17 protein-coding genes are annotated in these 17,600 nt (G+C 72.0%); 4 read left to right on the top strand and 13 right to left on the bottom strand.

The features are described 5' to 3' along the window. Positions 1-81 precede the first annotated feature (81 nt). The 7 genes from truB to rimP form a co-directional block, all read right to left on the bottom strand. Positions 82-981 carry a tRNA pseudouridine(55) synthase TruB gene (gene truB / locus ACZ51I_RS18365; RefSeq protein WP_468876767.1) on the bottom strand — a complete coding sequence of 300 codons (900 nt, stop codon included), beginning with the start codon at positions 979-981 and terminating at the stop codon, positions 82-84. Then, the gene (gene rbfA, locus ACZ51I_RS18360; protein WP_329850685.1) at positions 978-1,418 is read right to left on the bottom strand and encodes a 30S ribosome-binding factor RbfA; all 441 of its coding nucleotides are present in this window, start codon (positions 1,416-1,418) and stop codon (positions 978-980) included. The genes truB and rbfA overlap by 4 nt, the downstream gene beginning before the upstream one ends. A 30-nt stretch (positions 1,419-1,448) precedes the next feature. Beyond that, positions 1,449-1,742: a DUF503 domain-containing protein gene (locus ACZ51I_RS18355; protein WP_125746257.1), complete on the bottom strand. Its 294-nt coding sequence runs from the start codon at positions 1,740-1,742 to the stop codon at positions 1,449-1,451. 150 nt (positions 1,743-1,892) lie between these two features. After that, on the bottom strand, positions 1,893-4,976 hold the full coding sequence (infB, locus tag ACZ51I_RS18350) for a translation initiation factor IF-2 (protein WP_468876764.1): 3,084 nt from the start codon (positions 4,974-4,976) through the stop codon (positions 1,893-1,895). Positions 4,977-5,127: 151 nt separating this feature from the next. Beyond that, positions 5,128-5,409 (bottom strand): YlxR family protein, encoded by a 282-nt coding sequence (locus ACZ51I_RS18345; protein ID WP_078908518.1) that lies wholly within the window; start codon positions 5,407-5,409, stop codon positions 5,128-5,130. Between the two features lie 74 nt (positions 5,410-5,483). Beyond that, positions 5,484-6,479 (bottom strand): transcription termination factor NusA, encoded by a 996-nt coding sequence (gene nusA, locus ACZ51I_RS18340; protein WP_468876762.1) that lies wholly within the window; start codon positions 6,477-6,479, stop codon positions 5,484-5,486. A gap of 2 nt (positions 6,480-6,481) precedes the next feature. Next, complete coding sequence (gene rimP, locus ACZ51I_RS18335) at positions 6,482-6,979, bottom strand: ribosome maturation factor RimP (protein WP_468876760.1); 498 nt, start codon at positions 6,977-6,979, stop codon at positions 6,482-6,484. A 168-nt stretch (positions 6,980-7,147) separates the two neighbouring features. Between rimP and ACZ51I_RS18330 the strand changes: the two genes are divergently transcribed. The 4 genes from ACZ51I_RS18330 to ACZ51I_RS18315 are packed head-to-tail and all read left to right on the top strand — an operon-like array spanning position 7,148 to position 10,039. Next, on the top strand, positions 7,148-7,696 hold the full coding sequence (locus ACZ51I_RS18330; protein WP_468876758.1) for a hypothetical protein: 549 nt from the start codon (positions 7,148-7,150) through the stop codon (positions 7,694-7,696). Continuing rightward, entirely contained in the window at positions 7,693-8,136 is a 444-nt protein-coding gene (locus tag ACZ51I_RS18325) for a ferritin-like domain-containing protein (RefSeq protein ID WP_468876757.1), read from the top strand. The genes ACZ51I_RS18330 and ACZ51I_RS18325 overlap by 4 nt, the downstream gene beginning before the upstream one ends. 54 nt (positions 8,137-8,190) lie before the next feature. Continuing rightward, complete coding sequence (locus ACZ51I_RS18320) at positions 8,191-9,090, top strand: aminoglycoside phosphotransferase family protein (RefSeq protein WP_468876755.1); 900 nt, start codon at positions 8,191-8,193, stop codon at positions 9,088-9,090. Positions 9,091-9,136: 46 nt separating this feature from the next. Next, a complete protein-coding gene (locus ACZ51I_RS18315) occupies positions 9,137-10,039 on the top strand; it encodes a slipin family protein (RefSeq protein ID WP_468876753.1) in 903 nt (300 codons plus the stop codon). A gap of 335 nt (positions 10,040-10,374) precedes the next feature. Here ACZ51I_RS18315 and ACZ51I_RS18310 read toward each other — a convergent pair whose 3' ends face one another. From ACZ51I_RS18310 to dxr, 6 genes are all read right to left on the bottom strand, one after another. Further along, the gene (locus ACZ51I_RS18310) at positions 10,375-12,075 is read right to left on the bottom strand and encodes a proline--tRNA ligase (protein ID WP_468876751.1); all 1,701 of its coding nucleotides are present in this window, start codon (positions 12,073-12,075) and stop codon (positions 10,375-10,377) included. Between the two features lie 111 nt (positions 12,076-12,186). Next, positions 12,187-12,732, bottom strand: a complete 546-nt coding sequence (locus ACZ51I_RS18305) for a GNAT family N-acetyltransferase (RefSeq protein WP_468876749.1) — start codon at positions 12,730-12,732, stop codon at positions 12,187-12,189. Positions 12,733-12,789: 57 nt separating this feature from the next. After that, complete coding sequence (locus ACZ51I_RS18300; RefSeq protein WP_468876747.1) at positions 12,790-13,635, bottom strand: GNAT family N-acetyltransferase; 846 nt, start codon at positions 13,633-13,635, stop codon at positions 12,790-12,792. A 134-nt stretch (positions 13,636-13,769) separates the two neighbouring features. Continuing rightward, positions 13,770-14,927 carry a flavodoxin-dependent (E)-4-hydroxy-3-methylbut-2-enyl-diphosphate synthase gene (gene ispG, locus ACZ51I_RS18295; protein ID WP_468876745.1) on the bottom strand — a complete coding sequence of 386 codons (1,158 nt, stop codon included), beginning with the start codon at positions 14,925-14,927 and terminating at the stop codon, positions 13,770-13,772. Between the two features lie 102 nt (positions 14,928-15,029). Beyond that, entirely contained in the window at positions 15,030-16,337 is a 1,308-nt protein-coding gene (locus tag ACZ51I_RS18290; RefSeq protein ID WP_468876743.1) for a M50 family metallopeptidase, read from the bottom strand. After that, positions 16,334-17,584 carry a 1-deoxy-D-xylulose-5-phosphate reductoisomerase gene (gene dxr, locus ACZ51I_RS18285; protein WP_468876741.1) on the bottom strand — a complete coding sequence of 417 codons (1,251 nt, stop codon included), beginning with the start codon at positions 17,582-17,584 and terminating at the stop codon, positions 16,334-16,336. The genes ACZ51I_RS18290 and dxr overlap by 4 nt, the downstream gene beginning before the upstream one ends. Positions 17,585-17,600: the final 16 nt, after the last annotated feature.

The following is a 17,600-nucleotide window of genomic DNA, read 5'->3' as shown; positions in this document are numbered from 1 at the left end:
CTCCGGGAGAACGTGGGGCAAAATCTTGGGCGCCACCCCCCCTCCCTTTTCCCCCCCACGACTGAACCGAGAACCGTCGGCTCAGCCGAAGACCGCCAGGCTCTTGGCCTTCCCCCGCTGGCCCTCCACCAGCGCGAGCAGCCCGCCCTCGGGTCCGAAGACCGCTACGGGCCCCTTCGGGTACTCCGGCATCTCCAGGCGGACGCCGTTGAGCAGCAGCCTGGCCCGCTTCTCGTCGACGTCCCAGCGCGGGAACGCCGCCTCGGCCGCCTCGGCGACCGGCATGACCGTGAGCTCCTCCTGGAGCTGGTCGAGCGTCTTCGCCGAGTCGAGCTTGTACGGGCCGACCCGGGTGCGGCGCAGGGCGGTCAGATGGCCGCCGACGCCGAGACCCGCGCCGAGGTCCCGGGCGAGCGCCCGGATGTACGTACCGGACGAGCAGACCACGGAGACGACCAGGTCGACGACGGGGGTGCCGTCCTCGGCCGTCGCCTCGCGGACGTCGTACACCCGGAAGGAGGAGACGGTGACCGGCCGGGCCGGGATCTCGAACTCCTCGCCGCCGCGCACGCGCGCGTACGACCGCTTGCCGTCGATCTTGATCGCGGAGACCTTCGACGGCACCTGCATGATGGCGCCGGTCAGCTCGGCGACACCCGCGTCGATCTGCTCCCGGGTGACCTTCGAAGCGTCGACCGACGCCGTGATCTCGCCCTCGGCGTCGTCGGTGATCGTCGTCTGGCCCAGGCGGATGGTGCCCAGATATTCCTTCTCGGTCAGCGCGAGGTGACCGAGGAGCTTGGTCGCCCGCTCCACGCCGAGGACGAGGACGCCCGTGGCCATGGGGTCGAGCGTGCCGGCGTGGCCGACGCGCCGGGTCCTGGCGATCCCGCGCATCTTGGCCACGACGTCGTGCGAAGTGAAGCCCGACGGCTTGTCGACGATGACAAGCCCGTCGGGCGTCTTCTGTGCGGTGCTCATTCGGCGGCTTCGTCCTCGCCCGGCTTCTTGTACGGGTCGGCCTCGCCGGCGAAGGCGGCGCCCGAGGACGCCTCCCGCACCTGGGCGTCCGAGGCCCGCGCCTTGTCGAGGAGGTCCTCGATCGTCTTGGCGTTCTCCGGGAGGGCGTCGGCCACGAAGGTCAGGGTCGGGGTGAACTTGGTCCCCGCCGCCCGGCCCACGGCCGAACGGAGGATGCCCTTGGCGCTCTCCAGGCCGGCCGCGGCGCTCGCGCGCTCCTCGTCGTCGCCGTAGACCGTGTAGAAGACCGTGGCCTCCCGCAGGTCACCGGTGACGCGGGTGTCCGTGATGGTCACGTGCGTACCCAGGCGGGGGTCCTTGATGCCGCGCTGCAGCTTCTCGGCGACCACCTCCCGGATGAGGTCTGCCAGCTTCTTCGCCCGCGCGTTGTCGGCCACTGGTCCTTCTCCTTCTTTGCCTTGCTCAAATCAGTCTTCATCAGTGTGGAGCCTGCGGCGCACCGAAAGCAGCTCCACCTCGGGACGTGCGGCGACGAGCCGCTCACAGCGGTCGAGCACGTCCGATACGAACCCCGGGTCCCCGGACACCAGCGCGACGCCCAGCAGGGCCCTGCGGTGAAGGTCCTGGTCGCCCACCTCGGCCGCGCTCACGGAGAACTTGCGCTGGAGCTCGGCGACGATGGGCCGGACGACGGAGCGTTTCTCCTTGAGCGAATGAACGTCGCCGAGGAGCAGGTCGAAGGACAGAGTCCCCACGTACATGTGGTGCCGGATGTCCCGCCGGTTCGGGTTCGGTGGCCTGCCACGCCGTCGCTTGGCAGGGACACCAGAACCGTACACGCAACGGCCGGGGCCGATCGACGGAATAACTTCCGCCGACCGGCCCCGACTCAGTGCTGCGATCGGACGCGATCAGGCGCGCGGCTTCTCGCGCATCTCGTACGTCGCGATGACGTCGTCGATCTTGATGTCGTTGAAGTTTCCGAGGTTGATACCGCCCTCGAAGCCTTCGCGGATCTCGGTGACGTCGTCCTTGAAGCGGCGCAGACCGTGGATCGTGAGGTCCTCGGCGATGACCTTGCCGTCGCGGACGAGGCGCGCCTTGGTGTTGCGCTTGACCTCGCCGGAGCGGATGAGGACACCGGCGATGTTGCCCAGCTTGGACGAGCGGAAGACCTCGCGGATCTCCGCCGTGCCGAGCTCGACCTCTTCGTACTCCGGCTTGAGGAGGCCCTTGAGCGCCGCCTCGATCTCCTCGATCGCCTGGTAGATGACCGAGTAGTACCGGACGTCGACGCCCTCGCGCTCCGCCATCTGCGCGGCGCGGCCGGCCGCACGGACGTTGTAGCCGATGACGATGGCGTCGGAGCCCATGGCCAGGTCGATGTCCGACTCGGTGACCGCACCCACACCGCGGTGCAGGACGCGGATGTCGACCTCTTCGCCGACGTCGAGCTGGAGCAGCGAGGCCTCGAGGGCCTCGACCGCACCGGACGCGTCGCCCTTGATGATGAGGTTGAGTTCCTGGACGAGACCGGCCTTGAGCACCTTGTCGAGGTCCTCGAGGGACACCCGGCGGACGCGCTTGGCGAAGGCGGCGTTGCGCTCACGCGCAGCGCGCTTCTCGGCGATCTGGCGGGCCGTACGGTCCTCGTCGACGACCAGGAGGTTGTCGCCGGCACCCGGGACGTTGGTGAGACCCAGGACGAGGACGGGAGTCGACGGAGTCGCCTCCTCGACGTTGTTGCCCTTGTCGTCGAGCATCGCCCGGACACGGCCGTACGCGTCGCCGACCACCACGGTGTCGCCGATGCGCAGCGTTCCGCGCTGGACCAGGACGGTCGAGACCGCACCACGACCACGGTCGAGGTGGGACTCGATCGCGATGCCCTGCGCGTCCTGGTTCGGGTTGGCCCGCAGGTCGAGCGAGGCGTCCGCGGTGAGGACCACGGCCTCCAGCAGGGAGTCGATGTGCAGACCCTGCTTGGCGGAGATGTCGACGAACATCGTGTCGCCGCCGTACTCCTCGGCCACCAGACCGAACTCGGTCAGCTGACCACGGACCTTGGTCGGGTCCGCGCCCTCGACGTCGATCTTGTTGACCGCGACGACGATCGGGACGCCGGCGGCCTTGGCGTGGTTGAGCGCCTCGATCGTCTGCGGCATGACGCCGTCGTTGGCCGCGACCACGAGGATCGCGATGTCGGTCGACTTCGCACCACGGGCACGCATGGCGGTGAACGCCTCGTGACCCGGGGTGTCGATGAAGGTGATGCGACGCTCTTCGCCGTTGACCTCGGTGCCGACCTGGTAGGCACCGATGTGCTGGGTGATGCCACCGGCCTCGCCCGCGACGACGTTCGTCTTGCGGATCGCGTCGAGAAGTCGGGTCTTGCCGTGGTCGACGTGACCCATGACGGTGACGACCGGCGGACGGGAGACCAGAGCCTCTTCGCCGCCCTCGTCCTCGCCGAACTCGATGTCGAAGGACTCGAGGAGCTCGCGGTCCTCTTCCTCCGGCGAGACGATCTGAACCTGGTAGTTCATCTCGTCGCCGAGCATCTGCAGCGTGTCGTCGGACACGGACTGCGTGGCCGTGACCATCTCGCCGAGGTTCATCATCACCGCGACGAGCGACGCCGGGTTGGCGCCGATCTTCTCGGCGAAGTCGGTGAGGGACGCACCGCGCGACAGGCGAATGGTGTCGCCGTTGCCGCGAGGCAGCATCACGCCGCCCACGGACGGGGCCTGCATGGCCTCGTACTCCTGGCGCCTCTGACGCTTCGACTTGCGACCACGACGCGCGGGACCGCCGGGGCGACCGAAGGCGCCCTGCGTGCCACCACGGGCACCCGGACCGCCGGGACGGCCACCGAAGCCACCGGGACGACCGCCGAAGCCGCCGCCACCGCCGCCGGGACCACCCGGACGACCGCCGCCGCCACCGGGACCACCGGGACGACCGGCGAAGCCGCCGCCGCCACCGCCGGGACCGGCCGGACGACCGGTGAAGCCGGGACGACCGCCGCCGCCACCGCCGGGACCACCCGGACGGCCGCCGGGGCCACCGGGACCACGGCCGCCGGGACCGGGACGCGGGCCTGCAGCGGGACGCTGCGGCATCATGCCCGGGTTCGGACGGTTACCGCCGGGCGCGCCGCCCGGACGGGGAGCCTGCGGACGAGGCATGCCACCGGGGGTGGGACGGGCACCGCCCTGACCCTGCGGACGCGGGGCGCCACCGGGGCCACCCTGCGGACGCGGGGCGCCCGGAACGGCACCGGGGCCGCCGGGACGGGGAGCGCCACCACCCGGACGGGGCGTCTGCGGACGCGCCATGCCGGTGGAGCCACCCGAGGTGAAGGGGTTGTTGCCCGGACGGGGACCGGCCGGACGGGAACCGCCCGGACGGGGGGCCTGCTGGCCGCCGGGGCGCGCAGCACCCTGGCCCTGCGGGCGGGGCGCCTGCTGGCCCGGACGGGCGGCCGGGCGGGGGCCCGGGGTCGCGCCGGCGGGACGCTGCTGACCGGCGGCGGGAGCCGACGGAGGCGCGGTGAACTCCGGGGTCGTCGGAGCCGGGGAGGCCGGCGCCGGCTTCGGCGCGGCCGCGGGCTTCGGACCCGGGGTGGGACGCGCGGCGGGAGCCGGCGTCGCGGGCTTCTCCGCAGCCGCGGGCTTGGGCGCCGGGGTGGGCGCGCCAGGCTTCGGGGCGGCGGGACGAGCAGCCTGCGCCGGGGACGGCGCGGCGGATGCCGACGCCGGCTTCGGCGCGGCGGGGGAGGGCGCTGCCTTGCGGGGCGCGCCGGGCTTGGCAGCGGTCTTGCCGGCGTTGCCGCCGGGACCCTGCAAAGCGTCAGTCAACTTGCGCACGACCGGCGCCTCGATCGTCGAGGACGCCGAACGGACGAATTCACCGAGTTCTTGGAGCTTGGCCATGACGACCTTGCTCTCCACGCCGAACTCCTTGGCGAGTTCGTATACCCGGACCTTAGCCACTTTGCTCCTTTGTGAGGTCCGGTTACCGCCGGACCGTCGCTACTTCATGGGCGTACTCATCGCGTACTCATCGAGTGCTCATCGCAATCTCGACCTACTTCCAACTCGCGAGGTACCTGACCGCACGGTGTTCCGTGCCGTACTTCTTTCTTCACTGCGGTGCCGCTTGCTCGACATGGTGGCGGAGTGCCTCCGTGTCGAGCGGTCCCTGGACCTTGAAGGCCCTCGGAAAGGCCCGGCGACGGACCGCCAGGTCGAGACAGACCACGGCGGGGTGCAGGTAAGCACCCCGGCCGGGCAGCGTACCGCGATGATCAGGAACGCACTCGTCCTTGTTCACCACGATCCGCAGCAGATCGCTCTTGGCCGCTCGCTCCCGGCATCCCACACAGGTTCGCTCAGGGCACGCGCAGGCATGCGTCCGGCCAGACACGCTTAAGTCTACCTCCCCGTACCGACCCCACCCGTTTGGGGCAAGAATCGAACAGTTGTTGGCCAAAAACGATCTCAGTCCTGCGGCTCGGCCTGCTCCGTGTCCGGACGGATGTCGATCCGCCAGCCGGTGAGACGCGCGGCGAGGCGGGCGTTCTGGCCCTCCTTGCCGATCGCCAGCGACAGCTGGTAGTCCGGCACCGTCACGCGCGCGGAACGGGCCGCCATGTCGACGACCTCGACCTTCGAGACCCGCGCCGGAGAGAGCGCGTTCGCCACCATCTCGGCCGGGTCGTCCGACCAGTCGACGATGTCGATCTTCTCGCCGAGCAGCTCCGCCATCACGTTGCGGACGCGGCTGCCCATGGGGCCGATGCAGGCGCCCTTGGGGTTCAGGCCCGAACGGGTGGAACGGACGGCGATCTTGGTGCGGTGACCGGCCTCACGGGCGATGGCCGCGATCTCGACCGAGCCGTCGGCGATCTCCGGCACCTCCAGGGCGAAGAGCTTCTTCACCAGGTTGGGGTGGGTGCGCGAGAGGGTGACGGACGGACCGCGGACACCCTTCGCCACCCGGACGACGTACGTGCGCAGCCGCAGACCGTGCGTGTACTCCTCGCCCGGCACCTGCTCCTGCACCGGAAGGATGGCCTCCAGCTTGTCGTCCAGCCGGACGAGGACGTTCTTCGGGTCCTTGCCCTGCTGCACTACACCGGCGACGACATCGCCCTCGCGGCGGGCGTACTCGCCGAAGGTCACGTCGTTCTCGGCGTCCCGCAGCCGCTGCTGGATGACCTGGCGGGCGGTGCTCGCCGCGATCCGGCCGAAGTCCGACGGGGTGTCGTCGAAGTCCTTGGGCTCCTGGCCCTCCTCCAGCTCGGAGGGGTCCTCCTTCGCCCACACCGTCACGTGACCGGTGGCCCGGTTCAGCTCCACGCGCGCGTGGCGGCGGGCGTCCGGGGTCCGGTGGTACGCGATGAGGAGGGCCGACTCGATCGCCTCGACCAGCATCTCGAAGGAGATTTCCTTCTCCTGCGCCAAGCCCTTCAGAAGCTTCACGTCGATGTCCACGGCTACGCCTCCTCTTCCTTCTTGTCCTTGCGGTTGAACTCGATCTCGACACGCGCCTTGGCGATGTCGGCGAAAGCGACCCGCCGGGCGGTGGGCTTGCGCCCCTTCACACCCGGCACCTCCATGTCGAGGCCGTCCTCGTCCACGGCGAGGATGCGCGCGACCAGGTCCTCGCCCTCGGCGAGCTGGAGCTTCACCAGGCGGCCGGTGGCGCGCACGTAGTGGCGGTGCTCGGTCAGGGGGCGGTCGGCGCCCGGGGAGCTGACTTCGAGGACGTACTCGCCCTCGCCCATCGCGTCGGTCTCGTCGAGCTTCTCGGAGATCGCGCGGCTCAGCTCGGCGCAGACGTCCAGCTCCACGCCCTCGTCCGAATCGACGACGATCCGCAGCAGTCCGCGGCGGCCGGCCCGGGACACCTCGATCTCTTCCAGATCCAGGTCCTTCGCGGCGACGAGCGGCTCCACGAGTCCGCGCAGCCTGTCGCTCTGGGTGGTGCTCATCCGGGTGACTCCTCGGCCGCGTGTGCTGTTGTGGTTTCGTCGCGTGTCAGACCAAAGGGTATCCGGTCCGGGAGGGTGTTGCCGTCCATCGCCCCGGGGCCCGCGGGTACGCTCGCCTGCGGTGATCTCGACGATCTTCGACGACGGACGGCAGCCGAGGGAGAAGGCGTGACGACGACGGGCAGACGCGCACTCCTCGTGGCGGGTGCGGCGGCGGGCGTGACCGCCCTCGCGGGCTGCACCTCCTCACCCGGCGAGCAGGCCCGGCGGCCGAGCGCCGCCCGGCTGGAGGCCGAACGGGTGGCGCGCGCCGAGGCCGCCCTGCGGCTGCGGTCGGTGACCGTCGCCCGCGACCTGCTGGAACGTTACGACGCGATGCTCGCCGCCCACCCCGCCCTGGCCCCCCGGCTGACCCCGCTGCGGCACGCGGTGGCCGCGCACACGGAGGCCCTCGGCGAGGGCGGGACGACGGTGCGGCCCGCCGCGGAACCGTCCGCTCCCGCCACCGCGAAGCCCACGGCCTCCCCCGCGCCCGTCCGGGTGGCGGCCGACCCCCGGGCCGCCCTCACGGAGCTCGCCGCCGCCGAGCGAACCGCCTCCGACGGCCACACGGCCGCCCTGCTCACCGCCCCGCCCGAGTACGCCCGGCTGCTCGCCTCGGTGGCGGCCTCGGGCGCCGCCCACGCCTACCTGCTGACCGAAGGAGCGCGGGCATGAGCGCCCTCGACGCGACCCAGGCCGCGCTGGCCGCCGAGCACGCCGCGGTGTACGGGTACGGGGTGGTCGGCGGCCGGATCGGCACCGAGCGGCGGCCCGAGGCCACCGCCGCGTACGAGGCGCACAAGGCGCGGCGGGACGCGCTGCGCCGGGCCGTGCGGGACCTCGGCGGGACGCCGGTGGCGGCGGAGGCCGCGTACGAGCTGCCGTTCCGGGTCGCGGACCCGGCCGGCGCGGTGCGGCTCGCGGTGGTCCTGGAGGACCGGGTGGCCGGGGTGTACTCCGACCTCGTACGGGCCACCGAGGGCCCCGCGCGGGGCGAGGCCGCCGCCGCGCTCCGGGAGGCGGCGGTACGGGCCGTCCGCTGGCGCGGCAGCGACGTAACCTTTCCTGGGCTCGCCGAGCGGGTAGGGCCGATCCGGGGGAGCAGGACCGGATAAGGCCCTGGTCCCGCCACGACCGCGTCCCGCCCCGACCGAAGGAACAACGCACGCATGGGTTTCGAACCGCCGCAGCGACTGGCCAGGACGCTCGGTGAGACGTACGGGGACGCCGCGGCGGCCGCGTGGCTCGGGACGCTGCCCGAGCTCGCCGAGCGGGCGCTCGCCCACGCGTCCCTGGACACCGAGCGGGTGATGGCCCCCGGCGGGCGGAGCAGCCTCGTCGTGCTCGTCCGGCAACCCGGCGGCTCCCCCGCCGCGCTCAAGATCGCACCCCCGTTCGCCCGGCCCGACCTGGAGCGGGACGCGCTCGCGCACTGGAACGGCTGGGGCGCGGTCCAGCTCCTCGACGAGGCCGGGGAGGGCGCGCTCGTCCTGGAGCGGCTGCACCCCGAGGTCTCCCTGCGCTCCCTGCCGGAGGCGAAGGCCCTCCTGGAGGCGGCGGGCACCGTACGGAAGCTGTGGGTCGAGCCCCCGGCCGGGCACCGCTTCGAGACGGCGGCGGAGCGGACGGCCCGGCAGGCGGAGGCCATGGAGCCGTACCGCACGGACCCGGCGGCCGGGGAACTGACGGCGGCGGCGCTCGCGGCCCGCGAGGAGCTGGTGGCCGCGGACACGGAGACGGTGCTGCTGCACGGGAACTTCCGGCAGGGCAAAGTGCTCGCCGGCGACCGGACGCCCTGGCTGGCGGTCGGCCCCGAGCCACTGGTGGGCGAGCGCGCCTATGACCTCGCTCGGCTCGTACGGGACCGGGTCGAGGACCTGGTGGCAGCGTCCTCGGGCGCCTCGGCCGCCCGGCGGCGGGTCAACAAGCTCGCCGACTCCCTGGACCTGGACCGGGAGCGTCTGCGCGGCTGGACCCTGTTCCGCGCGGTCGAGTCGGGGACGCGGGCGCTGACGGCGGGACGTCGGCAGGACGCCGAGCTGCTCCTCGAGTTCGCGAGCTGGCTGTAGGGGAATACCCTTTTTGTACTTGTTCGGCTCGACGCAGGGAGCCGTGATGATCGAAGAGCTGCTGGTGGCGGCGGCCGGCGCGGCTGCGGCGGTCGCGGTGTACGCGGGCGCGGCGGCCCGCGTCGTGAAGCAGTACGAGCGCGGCGTGGTCTTCCGCTTCGGCCGGCTGCGCCGTGACGTCCGCGGCCCCGGCTTCACGATGATCGTTCCGTTCGTCGACCGCCTGCACAAGGTGAACATGCAGATCGTCACGATGCCGGTGCCCGCGCAGGAGGGCATCACCCGGGACAACGTGACGGTGCGGGTGGACGCGGTCGTGTACTTCAAGGTCGTCGACCCGGCGGACGCGGTGGTGCGGGTCGAGGACTACAAGTTCGCGGTCTCGCAGATGGCGCAGACCTCGCTGCGGTCGATCATCGGCAAGAGCGACCTCGACGATCTGCTGTCCAACCGGGAGAAGCTCAACCAGGGTCTGGAGCTGATGCTCGACAGCCCGGCGATGGGCTGGGGCGTCGCGATCGACCGGGTCGAGATCAAGGACGTGTCGCTGCCGGAGACGATGAAGCGCTCGATGGCCCGGCAGGCGGAGGCGGACCGGGAGCGGCGGGCGCGGGTGATCAACGCGGACGCGGAGCTCCAGGCGTCGAAGAAGCTGGCGGAGGCGGCGGGGGTGATGTCGGGCCAGCCGGCGGCGCTGCAGCTTCGGCTGCTGCAGACGGTGATGGCGGTGTCCGCCGAGAAGAACTCGACGCTGGTGCTGCCGATTCCGGTCGAACTGCTGCGGTTCCTGGAGCGCGCGACGCCGGCGGAGGCGGCACAGTCACTGCCGGAGGTGCCGCCGGTGCCGCCCGGCGAGGCGTACCTGATGGGCCGGGCGGCGGCGGAGGGCGCGATCGAGGACCTGACGGGCACGTCGGTCGAACCGACGCCCCGGGAGCCCTCGACCTGACGCTTGCGGGCGGCGCCGGGTTGCGGGGCGCCGGGGTTGCGGGGCGCGACCGGGCCGGGCCCGGTTGCGGGCAGGCGTTCCGCACGGCGATGGGGGTCCCCCGCTCGAGCGAAGCCCGCACGCCGGATGCGGGTCCAGGCACGGAAGCCTGGGCCCGGCAAGGGGCGCCGTCCCGTGTGCCCACCCGTCCCGCCCTGCGGGACGCCTGCCCACATGGCGGGGGGGGCACCGCCCCGGCGAGCGCGGGGCAGACGGGGCGTGTGGGCGGGGCCACCGCCCCCCGCGGGCGCGGCCCCCGCACGGGCGGTGGGCGCCGCCCGTACGGGGGCCGGCGGTCAGGCCGTCAGGGTGGCGAGGGCCTCTTCCACCGTGAGTTCCTCGCGGGCGCCCGTGCGGCGGTCCTTCAGTTCCACTACGCCCTCCCCCGCCCGGCGGCCCGCGACGAGGATCTTCGGGACGCCCATGAGCTCCGCGTCGGTGAACTTGACGCCCGGGGAGACGCCCGCGCGGTCGTCGACCAGGACGCGGAGGCCGGCCGCGGAGAGCTTCTCCGAGACCTCGAGGGCCAACTCCGTCTGGAGCGCCTTGCCCGCCGCCACGACGTGGACGTCGGCCGGGGCGACCTCGGCGGGCCAGCACAGGCCCTTCTCGTCGGCGGTCTGCTCGGCGAGGGCCGCGACCGCGCGGGAGACGCCGATGCCGTACGAGCCCATGGTCACGCGGACGGGCTTGCCGTTCTGGCCGAGGACGTCGAGCTTGAGGGCGTCGGCGTACTTGCGGCCCAGCTGGAAGATGTGGCCGATCTCGATGGCGCGGTCCAGCTTCAGGCCGGTGCCGCACCTGGGGCACGGGTCGCCCTCCTCGACCACGACGACGTCGACGTACGCGTCGACCTCGAAGTCACGTCCCGCGACGACGTTCTTCGTGTGCGTGCCCTCCTTGTTGGCGCCCGTGATCCAGGAGGTGCCGGGGGCGACGCGCGGGTCGGCGACGTACGTCACCTTGTCGAGTCCCTGGGGGCCGACGTAGCCGCGGACGAGGTCGGGGCGGCCCGCGAAGTCGGCCTCGGTCACCATCTCGACGGTCGCGGGGGCGAAGTGCTCCTCGACCTTGCCGAGGTCGACCTCGCGGTCGCCGGGGACGCCGACGGCGACGATCTCGCCGTCGACCTTCACCAGGAGGTTCTTGAGGGTCGCGGAGGCCGGCACGCCGAGGGAGGCCGCGAGGGTCTCGATCGTCGGGGTGTCGGGGGTGGGGATCTCCTCGGCCGCCGCGACGCCGGAGCCGTCGACCGGCCGCAGCTCGTAGGAGACCGCCTCGGTGTTGGCCGCGAAGTCGCAGTTCGGGCAGTCGGCGAAGGTGTCCTCGCCGGCCTCGGCCGGGGCGAGGAACTCCTCGGACTTCGAGCCGCCCATGGCGCCGGCGGTGGCGGCGACGATGCGGTAGTCGAGGCCGAGGCGCTCGAAGACGCGCTCGTACGCCTGGCGGTGCAGGGCGTAGGACTGGGCGAGGCCCTCGTCCTCGGTGTCGAAGGAGTACGAGTCCTTCATCAGGAACTCGCGGCCGCGCAGGATGCCGGCGCGGGGCCGGGCCTCGTCGCGGAACTTCGTCTGGATCTGGTACAGGATGACCGGCAGGTCCTTGTAGGACGAGCACTGGTCCTTCACCAGGAGGGTGAAGATCTCCTCGTGCGTGGGGCCGAGGAGGTAGTCGCCGCCCTTGCGGTCCTGGAGGCGGAAGAGCTCGGCGCCGTACTCGTCCCAGCGGCCGGTCGCCTCGTACGGCTCGCGGGGCAGCAGCGCGGGCAGGGAGACCTCCTGCGCGCCGATGGCGTCCATCTCCTCGCGGACGATGCGCTCGACGTTGGAGAGGACCTTCTTGCCGAGGGGCAGCCAGCTCCAGATGCCGGCGGCGGTGCGGCGGACGTAGCCGGCGCGGACGAGGAGCTTGTGGCTGAGGACCTCGGCGTCCGCCGGGTCGTCGCGCAGCGTCTTCGCCATCAACTGGGACATGCGCTGGACCGGTGCGTTGGCCATGGTTGTCGTACTCCTGTGCCGGGACAAGGGGGTCCCCCCTGCTCGAGCGGAGCCGAGAGCTCGGGGGCGTGATGGCCCCGAGGTTAGCCGGGCCGCCCCTGGCAGGTGAAATCAGTTCCGGCGCTTGAGCGGCAGCGGGGCGCCCATGACCGCGTACGGGCGGGGGGCGCTCGGGAAGTGGACCTGCCGGGCCAGGTCGACGTAGCCGAGGGCCCGGTAGAGGCCGCGGGCGGGGCTGTCGGTGTCGATCGCGGAGAGGATCGAGCGCGGCTCGGCGGCGCCGTCGGTGATGGTGGTGATCAGCTCGCGGCCCACACCCCGGCCCTGGAAGTCGGGATGGACGTGGAGTTCGGTGATGACGAAGGAGTCGTCGAGCCAGTCGGCGGTGCCGGTGGCCCGCAGGTAGGTCTCGACGACGGTGGACCACCAGTGGGTGCGGTCGTTGGGCATCCCGTACACGAATCCGACGAGCCGCCCGTCGGGGGTGGTGGCCCCGTGGGCGCGGGCGCCGGGGCTGAGGAGGTGGCGCAGCACGATGTGGCGGCGTACGGCGACCTCGCCCGCGTCCAGGCCGAAGGCGAGCGCCTGCACGGCGAGGGCCTCGTCCACCCGGGCGGCGAGATTGACCGGTCCGATCCCGACCTCTGCGTCATCCATGCGGCGCACCCTACAAGTGCCCGCCCGTCCCAGGACAGCGTGTCCGGATCGGTACGGTCAGAACAGCACGCTCATGAAGGCGCCGGTCTCGCGGAAGCCGACGCGGCGGTACGCGGCCCGCGCGGGGGTGTTGTAGTCGTTCACGTACAGGCTCACCACGGGGGCGATGTCGGCGAGCGCGTACCGGAGGACGGCGGCCATGCCCGTCTCGGAGAGGCCCTTGCCGCGGTGTTCGGGGGCGACCCAGACGCCCTGGATCTGGCAGGCGTGCCGGGTGGCGGCGCCGATCTCGGCCTTGAAGACGACCTTGCCGTCCTCGATGCGGGCGAAGGAGCGGCCGGCGCCGACGAGCTCGGCGACGCGGACCTGGTAGAGCAGCCCGCCGTCGTTGGCGAGCGGGGAGATCCCGACCTCCTCGGTGAACATGGCCACGCAGGCGGGCATGATCACCTCCATCTCGTCCTTGCGGACGCGGCGCACCAGCGGATCGGGCGTGACCGTGGCGGAGGGTTCCTCGGCGACCATGAGCGGCTGGCGGGCGCGGACGTCCCTCGCGGGGCCCCAGCTGGGCTCCAGGAGCCGCCAGAGCGCGCCGGTGGCCTCGGCGGGGCCGACGATCGAGGAGCAGCGGCGGCCGATCCTGCGGGCCCGGTCGGCGAAGGCGCGGACGGCCGCGGGGGTGGCGCAGATGGGGACCAGGTTGGCGCCGGAGTAGCAGAGCGAGCGGAGCCGGCCCTCGGTGTACCAGCCCCACATCTCGCCGCCGAGGCGCCAGGGATCGAGCCCGGCGACCTGGACGCGGGCGGCGACGAAGGCGTTCTCGACGGGGGCGCTCTCCAGGACGGCGAGTGCGGCGCCGAGGTCGGCGGGTTCGAGGACCCGAGTGGTGGTCTCTGTCAGCACGAGGGGGCCTCACGGTACGGATCTGCTGGTCTCCGCACTGTACCCCCGTGCCCTGCGGCGGGTCCCGTCGCGCACGTGAAGCCCCTCCGCCCGGTGGGGTGGAGGGGCTTCACGTGCGCTTCGGCGTGTGAGGGTCAGCCGGCGACGGCGACCGTCGGCTCGCCGCTGGCGATGCCGTCCTTCTCCATCTGCTCGGCGATCTTGAGGGCCTCTTCGATGAGGGTCTCGACGATCTTCGACTCGGGGACGGTCTTGATGACCTCGCCCTTGACGAAGATCTGGCCCTTGCCGTTGCCGGAGGCGACGCCGAGGTCGGCCTCGCGGGCCTCGCCGGGGCCGTTGACGACGCAGCCCATGACGGCGACGCGCAGCGGGACGGTCATGCCGTCGAGGCCGGCGGTGACCTCCTCGGCGAGCTTGTAGACGTCGACCTGGGCGCGGCCGCAGGACGGGCAGGAGACGATCTCCAGGCGGCGCTGGCGCAGGTTCAGCGACTCCAGGATCTGGATGCCGACCTTGATCTCCTCGGCCGGCGGCGCGGAGAGCGAGACGCGGATGGTGTCGCCGATGCCCTGGGAGAGCAGGGCGCCGAAGGCGACGGCCGACTTGATGGTGCCCTGGAAGGCGGGGCCGGCCTCGGTGACGCCGAGGTGCAGCGGGTAGTCGCACTGGGCGGCGAGCTGGCGGTAGGCCTCGACCATGACGACCGGGTCGTTGTGCTTGACCGAGATCTTGATGTCGCGGAAGCCGTGCTCCTCGAAGAGGGACGCCTCCCAGAGGGCGGACTCGACGAGTGCCTCGGGGGTGGCCTTGCCGTACTTCTTCAGGAGCCGGGCGTCGAGCGAGCCGGCGTTGACGCCGATCCGGATCGGGGTGCCGGCGTCGGAGGCCGCCTTGGCGATCTCCTTGACCTTGTCGTCGAACTGCTTGATGTTGCCCGGGTTGACGCGGACGGCCGCGCAGCCGGCGTCGATCGCGGCGAAGACGTACTTCGGCTGGAAGTGGATGTCCGCGATGACCGGGATGGAGGACTTCCGGGCGATCGTGGCGAGCGCGTCGGCGTCGTCCTGGGTGGGGCAGGCCACGCGCACGATCTGGCAGCCGGAGGCGGTCAGTTCGGCGATCTGCTGGAGCGTGGCGCCGATGTCGGAGGTGCGGGTCGTCGTCATCGACTGGACGGAGACGGGCGCGTCACCGCCGACGGCCACGCTGCCGACCTGGATCTGGCGGCTCTTGCGCCGCTCGGCGAGCCGGGTCGGAACGGTCGGGATACCGAGAGAAATCGCGGTCATCTGAAGTGCAACCTCAAGGTTGTGCGTCGGCGGGCTCAGGTCTCCGAGGTTACCGCCCCGGCGGCGGGGGGCCCGACACCATGGGTCGGGCCCCTCCGGGAGCTACGTCAGTTTCACCGGGTTGACGATGTCGGCGGCGAGGACGAGCAGTGTGAAGCAGACGAAGACGCCGGCCACCACGTAGGCGGCGGGCATCAGCCTGGCCACGTCGAACGGGCCGGGGTCGGGGCGCTTGAAGATCCGGGCCGTGTGGCGGCGGACGGACTCCCACAGGGCTCCCGCGATGTGTCCGCCGTCGAGCGGCAGCAGCGGGAGCATGTTGAACAGGAACAGCGAGACGTTGAACATGACCAGCAGGTTCATGAACCACACGAGGATCGTCGTGGGCGGGGCCTCGACGGTCATCAGCTCGCCGGTGATGCGGGCGGCGCCGACGACGCCGACGGGCGAGTCGTCGGCGCGCTCGCCGTCGCCGAAGGTGGCGTCCCAGAGGCCGGGGATCTTGCCGGGGAGGGCGATGACCGAGTGGACGCCGTTCTCCAGGAGGTCGGTCATCCGTTCGGTGGTCTCGCCGAAGGTGAGCGGCGCGACCTCGGTCTTGGACGCGAAGCCGAGGTAACCGGCCTTGACGTATTGCACCGGCTGGACGACCTTCCCGTCCGCGTCCTTCTTCGGGACGACGTTGGGGACGAGGGTGGGGTGCAGGTCGAGGCGCCGGCCGCCGCGCTCGACGGTGACCGTCGCGGGGCCGATGGTGTCGCGGATGCGGTCCGAGAGGGTGTCCCAGTCGCCGACCGGGGTCCCGTTGAAGGCGACGATCTTGTCGCCCTCCTTCAGGCCGGCCTTGAACGCCGGGGAGACGGGGTCGCCCGCCGCGCACTTCTCGCGCTTCTCGCTCTGCTCGATGACGCACTTCTGGACGCCGGCGACCGAGGTCGTCTGACCCGCGGTGCCGATCGTCATCATCGAGCCGAAGAACAGCGCCGCCGCCAGGACCAGGTTCATGAACGGTCCGGCGAACATCACGATGACGCGCTTCCACGGCTTGCGCGTGTAGAACAGCCGCGTCTCGTCGCCTTCCTTGAGTTCCTCGTACGAGGCCTCGCGGGCGTCCTCGATCATGGAGCGCCAGGGCGAGGTGGAGCGGGCCTCGATCCTGCCGTCCTCGCCCGGCGGGAACATGCCGATCATGCGGATGTAGCCGCCGGCGGGGATGGCCTTGAGGCCGTACTCGGTCTCGCCGCGCTTCCGCGACCAGACCGTGGGGCCGAAGCCGACCATGTACTGCGGCACGCGGATGCCGAAGAGCTTGGCCGTGGAGAGGTGGCCGAGCTCGTGCCAGGCGATGGAGACGAGGAGGCCGAGGGCGAACAGCACGATGCCCAGGGCGTACAAAAGCACTTCGGTCATGCGCGGGCCTCCGCTGTTGCCTTCGCTGCGAGCTCTCGGGCCCGGGCCCGTGCCCAGGTCTCCGCTTCGAGGACGTCCGACACGGTGAGGGAGGTTCCCGTACGGGGAACGCCGTGCTCCGTGACGACCGCAGTGACCGTATCCATGATTCCGTTGAACGGCAGCCGCCCGGCGAGAAACGCCTCGACGCACTCCTCGTTCGCGGCGTTGAAGACGGCGGGGGCCGTGCCGCCCAGCTCGCCCACGTGCCTGGCCAGGCCGACGGAGGGGAAGGCCTCGGTGTCGAGCGGGAAGAACTCCCAGGTGGAGGCCTTGGACCAGTCGAAGGCGGGGGCCGCGTCCGGGACGCGCTCCGGCCAGCCGATGCCGATGGCGATCGGACCCCGCATGTCCGGTGGGGTGGCCTGCGCGAGGGTGGAGCCGTCCGTGAACTCGACCATCGAGTGGACGTACGACTGCGGGTGGACGACGACCTCGATGCGGTCGAACGGGATGTCGTAGAGCAGGTGGGCCTCGATGACCTCCAGACCCTTGTTCACCAGGGTCGCGCTGTTCACCGTGATCACCGGGCCCATGGCCCAGGTCGGGTGGGCGAGCGCGTCCTCGCGGGTGACGTGCGCCAGCTCCTCCCTCGTACGGCCGCGGAAGGGGCCGCCGGAGGCCGTGACGACCAGCTTGCGGACGTCGGCGCGGGTGCCGGCGGCGAGCGCCTGGAAGAGAGCGGCGTGCTCGGAGTCGACCGGGATGATCTGGCCCGGCTTGGCGAGCGCCTTGACCAGGGGGCCGCCGACGATCAGCGACTCCTTGTTGGCGAGGGCGAGGGTGCGGCCGGCCTCGAGGGCGGCGAGGGTGGGCGCGAGGCCGATGGAGCCGGTGATGCCGTTGAGCACGGTGTGGCACGGCGACTCGGCCAGCCGGGTCGCGGCCTCCGGCCCCGCCAGGAGCTCGGGCAGGGGCTCGGAGCCGTACAGCGCCTTCAGCGCCTCGCGCAGCTCGGGCAGCGCCTCCTCGCGGGCGACGGCGACCGTCGCGACCCGCAGCCGGTGCGCCTGCTCGGCGAGCAGTCCGATCCGGCCGCCCGAGGCGGCCAGGCCGGTGACCCGGAAGCGGTCGGGGTTGCGCAGCACCAGGTCGATGGCCTGGGTGCCGATGGACCCGGTCGAGCCGAGGACGACGATGTCCCGGCGTCCTTCGGAGACGTCGAAGGCGATGTGCGGGTCGGCGAGAGGAGAGGGGCGGTCGCTCATGCCCCCCATTCTTGCC

The sequence above is a fragment of the Streptomyces sp. NPDC034084 genome (genome assembly GCF_055575535.1).
This window is presented reverse-complemented; position numbering and strand designations above follow the sequence as displayed.

Bases quoted from the DNA above. Each gene is read 5' to 3' on its own strand.
- ACZ51I_RS18315 (WP_468876753.1), top strand. From the start codon at position 9,137: ATGATCGAAGAGCTGCTGGTGGCGGCGGCCGGCGCGGCTGCGGCGGTC.
- ACZ51I_RS18290 (WP_468876743.1), bottom strand. From the start codon at position 16,337: ATGACCGAAGTGCTTTTGTACGCCCTGGGCATCGTGCTGTTCGCCCTC.
- ACZ51I_RS18325 (WP_468876757.1), top strand. From the start codon at position 7,693: ATGAGCGCCCTCGACGCGACCCAGGCCGCGCTGGCCGCCGAGCACGCC.
- ACZ51I_RS18320 (WP_468876755.1), top strand. From the start codon at position 8,191: ATGGGTTTCGAACCGCCGCAGCGACTGGCCAGGACGCTCGGTGAGACG.
- dxr (WP_468876741.1), bottom strand. From the start codon at position 17,584: ATGAGCGACCGCCCCTCTCCTCTCGCCGACCCGCACATCGCCTTCGAC.
- truB (WP_468876767.1), bottom strand. From the start codon at position 981: ATGAGCACCGCACAGAAGACGCCCGACGGGCTTGTCATCGTCGACAAG.
- ACZ51I_RS18310 (WP_468876751.1), bottom strand. From the start codon at position 12,075: ATGGCCAACGCACCGGTCCAGCGCATGTCCCAGTTGATGGCGAAGACG.
- ACZ51I_RS18305 (WP_468876749.1), bottom strand. From the start codon at position 12,732: ATGGATGACGCAGAGGTCGGGATCGGACCGGTCAATCTCGCCGCCCGG.
- ACZ51I_RS18355 (WP_125746257.1), bottom strand. From the start codon at position 1,742: ATGTACGTGGGGACTCTGTCCTTCGACCTGCTCCTCGGCGACGTTCAT.
- rimP (WP_468876760.1), bottom strand. From the start codon at position 6,979: ATGAGCACCACCCAGAGCGACAGGCTGCGCGGACTCGTGGAGCCGCTC.
- ispG (WP_468876745.1), bottom strand. From the start codon at position 14,927: ATGACCGCGATTTCTCTCGGTATCCCGACCGTTCCGACCCGGCTCGCC.